At 36.7% G+C, this 1,236-nt stretch carries 1 protein-coding gene; it reads right to left on the reverse strand.

Annotated features, from left to right (window positions below):
- A partial coding sequence (locus QI30_RS20600) for a helix-turn-helix domain-containing protein (protein ID WP_158621079.1) occupies window positions 1-1,236 on the reverse strand: 1,236 nt, incomplete at both ends.

The following is a 1,236-nucleotide window of genomic DNA, read 5'->3' on the forward strand; positions in this document are numbered from 1 at the left end:
AGCTTATTAATATAGCTTTTGGATACACCCATCATTTCAGCTAGTTTACGCTGTGATGCTTTTGGATACTTTTCTTTAAGTTTACGTAATTTTTCAAGGTTACTATTAACCTTTTGTGCTCGTTCAGCATTATATTGTTCCATTGATTTTTGCCCTTGATCTCGACGCTTATCAGTACGTCTACGCTCTTTTTCCTCTTTGCCAATCAATACCTCTAAAAATTCCATTTCTGCTGCTGTAATGGCCTGCTGGCGTATGATTGTACGTGTCTGTTTAGGTTTAACTAAATTACTGTCTAAACCTCTCATACTGTAATTATTCTCTTCATATGCTCTCCAAAACTTTGTAGCTCGCTCATATGCACTCTTTACAGTCGTTTTGAGGACGTTTTTCTTCTGTGAAGATGTGAAACTAATATCAAGCTGAAAAGTCGCTGTAAGGACTTCTAAATGGCTCATATCGCTTCCTAGCGTCAGAGCAAATGCATAATCATACGTTAAGATGTTACGATTCTCAATTTCTCCATTTCGGATATGTACAAGATTTAAAATGTCATTCGCACGTGCCATGTTCATTTGTGTAAGCGTGCGTGTGCCTTTTTTATACCCCTTTAATGGTGTTACTGTACGCAATTTAGAACGCTTTTTCATTGGCTTATACGGCTTCACATAATCCATCAATTCATTAAGATGCCATTCTCTACGATTCCAAATTTCAGCCGTTACTAGCTTTGTGGGATAACCCTCTTTTTTATTCAATGTATAAGGCAATCTAAATACTCGTTCCAGTGTACAAGTTTGGTAATCCGCTCCTAAATCAATCAATTGACCAGTTAGTTCCCTTGTTATGTACATTGTCAGCCATTTAATTTCATTGGTAGGTGCTGCTCCCCCCTGTATTGAATAAATAAGCTGTACACCATTGCCCGAATTAATTACTAAATTAGGATTAGGTAACTTACTATGTGCAATTAGTTTAAACAGTTCTTCTTTACATTGATCTGGTGAGATGCCTAGCTTGTAGCAATCTAAATCGATACCTACATTACGAATCTGCGCTAAATTATTAGCACTACGTTTCATCTGACCATTTACTTCACAAAAAGCATTAAGTGATAAATAGACGTTGGTATAAGGCTTCTCACGCTCTGTAAGGCTTAATAACTTTCCTAACGATTCATATGTCCAGAAAAACTGTTTAGGCTCGTTATACGCAATTCTAGACAGGTCTAATGTA

The sequence above is a fragment of the Candidatus Kurthia intestinigallinarum genome, from assembly GCF_003991225.1.
Taxonomy (GTDB): domain Bacteria; phylum Bacillota; class Bacilli; order Bacillales_A; family Planococcaceae; genus Kurthia; species Kurthia populi.